Raw genomic sequence first — 4,051 nt, 5'->3', positions numbered from 1 at the left:
CCGTATCCACGTCATGCTCGACCGGCAGGGGATCGTCATGAACCTGAAGAAGCTTCGGCGTCTCTATCGGGAGGAGAGTAAGCGGCAAGCTGCGGCCGTTCAGCCCGCGTAATTCCACGGCATGAGCGTCTCGAGATCGCTGCTGGGCCAGCCGTTGGCGATGCGCTCAAGGGTCTGGGTGAGCCAGCCCTGCGGATCTACGTTGTTCATCTTCGCCGTCTGAAGGAGCATGGCGATTGTCGCCCAGGTCCTTCCACCGCCATCGCTGCCAGCGAAGAGACTGTTCTTTCGCGTAATTGTCTGGGGCCTGATGGCGCGCTCAACGATGGTGGAGTCGAGCTCGATGCGGCCGTCGGTGAGGAAGCGTTCGAAGATGGAGCGACGCGAGGTGGCATAGCGGATCGCCTCGGCTAGCTTCGACTTGCCGGAGATCCGCGGCAGGGTCTTCTGCCAGAGGGCGAAGAGCTCGTTGACTACAGCAGCAGACGTCGCCTGGCGCGCCGCGACACGGGCGTCAGGGCTTTGACCGCGGGCCGCTGCTTCCACCTCCCAGAGCTTTGCCATCAGCTCCACCGTCTCGGTGGCGATCCTAGAGCTATCCGAAGCGTGGAGCTCGTAGAACTTGCGCCTGCTATGGGACCAGCAGCCGGCGAGTATCACACCGTCATTCCCGCCGTCGGATCGGGCGAGCTTGTTGTAGGCACCATGCCCGTCCACCTGAAGGATACCGCGATAGCCACTCAGATGCCGGGCGACCCGATCGCCAGCGCGGCTATCTTCGAAGCGATAGGCGACCATCGGCGGACCACTGCCACCGAAGGGTCTGTCATCCCTGGCATAAGCCCATATGTGGACGGCTCCCACTTGCAAGCACTTTTTCAGATAATTTTGAGCGGATAGCTTGCTTCCATATGTGCGGCCTTTCGATGTGGTCGCACATGATCACTGGCCAAGATGATTTCCGCAACGCGTGTTCCTAACACAGCCTCGGCCTTTGAAGGCCATTGGGCTTAAGGGAATTTACACGTCTTGGATCCTCCGATCGCATCATCTGCTCTTCTGTTGCAAGTTCACAGCATCAGCTCAGCACGGCAGCGACCTGGTCACCGCTTGCCATGATGGCTAATCTCCTATGCTGTCGGTCTCTGGCCCTCTGCACGCTGGTAGGTCTCACCACTAATCATGAGCTTCCACGCGATTCTCGCAATCTTATTAGCGAGCGCTACGGCCACAAGCTTCGGTCTCTTTCTTTGCAGAAGCCCGAGGAGCCAGGAGGAGGCATGCCTGCTTCGGCCTGATCTAACTTGCTGAAGGAGAGATGTTGCCCCGACAACCAGGACGCTTCGCAGCATCTCGTCTCCTGCCCGAGTGATCACCCCGAGGCGCACCTTTCCGGCTGTGGAATGGTCTTTCGGAGTTAGACCGATCCAAGCTGCGAAGTCTCTACCGGATTTGAACATCCGCGGATCTGGCGTTTTCATCATCAGAAGTGATGCACTCACCGGACCGACACCGGGGATTTCGGCTAGGCGCTTGCTGCATTCGTCAGCGCGATGCAACTTCATAAGCCTTTCATCAACTTCTTCAATTTTCCGAAGCAATTCGCGATGCTCCTCTCCATGCATGGCGAATAGTTCGCGGGCCAATTCCGGTAGGGATTCATCTGCTGCGAGGCGCTCCAACAAGGGTTCTATTCGGCACATGCCCTTCGCTGCGACGACCCCAAACTCCATAGCAAAACCACGAATGGCATTGGCCAGTTGGGTGCGATTGTGCAGTAATCTCTGCCTCACTCCTATCAGCATCAAGGCTGCCTGCTGATCAGCGGTCTTTACAGTAACGAACCGCATCGTCGGGCGGCTCATCGCCTCACACAAGGCTTCGGCATCTGCAGCGTCGTTCTTGCCGCGCTTGACATAAGGCTTGGCGAGCTGTGGGGCAATTAGCTTCACATCGTGACCAAACGAACCCAGCAATCGAGCCCAGTGGTGAGAACCACCGCATGCTTCCACCGCAACGGTGGTTGGCGGAGTATTCGCGAAAAATTTCAGCATCTCCTTGCGCGAAAGTTTTTTGCGCAAGATGGGCTGCTCCATCACGTTCACTCCATGCAGTTGGAAAACGCTTTTTGACGTATCCATGCCAATTCGGATAATCTGTTCCATGGGCGGTGTCCCTCGATTGAGATTTCAACGAACTCATTCTGGCACATTCGATGCCGCCGGGAGCCGTCCACCTCAACAAAGCCATGCCGTCTTGGCCGATCCGGATCCAGGCGCGAGCGTGGGCAACGTCGTCTCGTCCGCGAAGATGCGCTTAGCCTTCTTGATCTCGGCGAGGATGTAGTCGGCCAGGATATCGAGCTCAAAGCCGAGCTTGCCCATCCATTGAGCCATCAGCTTCCGGTCAAGCTCGACCTTGTCGCGGGCATAGATTGCCTCCTGCCGATAGAGCGGAAGGCCATCGGCATACTTTGAGACCGCGATCTGGGCGAGAAGCGCTTCCGTCGGAATGCCGCCCTCGATGATATGCGCGGGCGCGGCTGCCTGAATGACGCCGTCTTCGTTTTTGAAGGCATACTTTGGCCGGCGGATGACGATGACGCGGAACTTCGCCGGCACGACGTCCAGCCGCTCCGAGACGTCTTCTCCGATCAGCACCTTCTGTTTGCCGACGTGCTCGGGCAGTTCATCTGGCTCGATCACGACTTCGATCCGTTCCAGATGAGGTGCAAAGCCCTTGCGTGGCCGGGGTGCACGTTTCCCATCAGGATCAGCGGCACCTTTGCTCACCTTGGCTCGGATAGCAGCGATGCCGGTCTCGATTTCCTCGAAGACAAAAGCCTGCTGCTCATCGTCGATCGTTGGAGATGCGAGCTTTTCCGATCGCCGGCCAAAGCGGGCACGATCGAAGGCCATCAGGATCTGGGTCAATCGCTCGATGCGCTCATCGGCATCTGCGTTTTTCGCCTTCAGATCTGCGACTTCGCTCTCGAGAGCATCGGCGCGCGCAGCCTTCTCGGCCATGGCAAGGACCATGGCTTTCAGGGTCTCTACATCATCTGGGAGCTGCAAATCGGGCGGCGTCATAGGGCCTACGAGAGCACATTTTGCTCCAGTTTTCCTGCCCTTTCAGACAGTTGATTCACTTCGTCGCAGGCCTTTACCCAACAATCTCCGGCGGCTTCACCGCCACCGAGCGGCCCCGTTTCCAGTCCATGCCATCAAAGAGCGCCATTAGCTGGGCATGGTTGAGCTGCACCCGGTTGTGGCCGATCCGAGGCCAGCAGAACTGCGCCTTCTCCAACCGTTTCGAGTAGAGGCACACCCCTGATCCATCCCACCAGACGATCTTGACCCGGTCCGCCCGTTTGGCCCGGAAGACATAAAGGGAGCCGTTGAATGGATCACTGCCGGCATCCCGCACCAGCGATAGCAAGCTGTCCGGTCCCTTGCGGAAGTCAATAGGATGGCTGGCAAGGAAGACCTTTACGCCTGCGGGTATCATGCTGAGCGAACCGCCCGGATCACGCGCTGCAGATGCGCTTCTTCCACATGTCGGCCGGCTCGCACGACGATACCGCCAATGACGATTTCGACGACGGAGTCGCGCCCAGGTGCTGCGCTCTGCGGTTCAACTGCCGGCGCTGCTTGTCCAGGCTCATCACTGCCCAACAGTTCTCTGCGCCAGCGGTAGAGTTGAGATGGCAGGATCCCAATCTGCCGCGCGACCGCCGACATGTTCACACCGGGCTGACAGGCTTGCTCAACCGCTGTGGCCTTGAACTCGTCGGACCAGAACCGCCGCAACTGTCGCGGCGACCCGTCAAGGCGATCGGGCACCGCCTCGATCATTCGCATCAATCCAAGGCTAGCCGCAGGCCTAGACATAGATCCTCACATTCAGAGAAGTCGTATGTCCGCAATACCCTGCCCAGCATCAGCGATGCCAGATGGGGTCTCCTTGCCGCTTACGGAGGAGAAGCTGACAGTGCGCAAGCGCGGCGGTCGAAATCGGGCCTTGGGGACAAGGCGTCCCCTGGCTCTACCGT

Annotated in this window: 3 protein-coding genes and 2 pseudogenes; all 5 read right to left on the bottom strand. The window is 58.8% G+C overall.

What is annotated here, in order from left to right; genetic code table 11:
• Positions 1–99: 99 nt before the first annotated feature.
• A pseudogene (tnpC, locus tag MUU53_RS22995) lies at positions 100–849 on the bottom strand (IS66 family transposase); the annotation flags it as partial.
• Between the two features lie 281 nt (positions 850–1,130).
• Positions 1,131–2,165: an IS110 family RNA-guided transposase gene (locus MUU53_RS22990; RefSeq protein ID WP_247262920.1), complete on the bottom strand. Its 1,035-nt coding sequence runs from the start codon at positions 2,163–2,165 to the stop codon at positions 1,131–1,133.
• A 78-nt stretch (positions 2,166–2,243) separates the two neighbouring features.
• A pseudogene (locus MUU53_RS22985) lies at positions 2,244–3,089 on the bottom strand (IS66 family transposase); the annotation flags it as partial.
• Positions 3,090–3,162: 73 nt separating this feature from the next.
• Positions 3,163–3,507: an IS66 family insertion sequence element accessory protein TnpB gene (tnpB, locus tag MUU53_RS22980; RefSeq protein WP_247262919.1), complete on the bottom strand. Its 345-nt coding sequence runs from the start codon at positions 3,505–3,507 to the stop codon at positions 3,163–3,165.
• The gene (locus tag MUU53_RS22975) at positions 3,504–3,854 is read right to left on the bottom strand and encodes a transposase (RefSeq protein WP_247262918.1); all 351 of its coding nucleotides are present in this window, start codon (positions 3,852–3,854) and stop codon (positions 3,504–3,506) included. The genes tnpB and MUU53_RS22975 overlap by 4 nt, the downstream gene beginning before the upstream one ends.
• Between the last annotated feature and the right edge of the window lie 197 nt (positions 3,855–4,051).

It is taken from the genome of Affinirhizobium lemnae (assembly GCF_022968395.1).
Taxonomy (GTDB): Bacteria; Pseudomonadota; Alphaproteobacteria; order Rhizobiales; family Rhizobiaceae; genus Neorhizobium; species Neorhizobium lemnae.
The sequence above is the reverse complement of the archived record's forward strand: the minus strand, read 5'-3'. Positions and strand labels throughout refer to the sequence as shown.

What these genes read in the sequence shown, in the direction of transcription:
- tnpB (WP_247262919.1), bottom strand. Translation starts at nt 3,507, where the DNA reads ATGATACCCGCAGGCGTAAAGGTCTTCCTTGCCAGCCATCCTATTGAC.
- MUU53_RS22990 (WP_247262920.1), bottom strand. Translation starts at nt 2,165, where the DNA reads ATGGAACAGATTATCCGAATTGGCATGGATACGTCAAAAAGCGTTTTC.
- MUU53_RS22975 (WP_247262918.1), bottom strand. Translation starts at nt 3,854, where the DNA reads ATGATCGAGGCGGTGCCCGATCGCCTTGACGGGTCGCCGCGACAGTTG.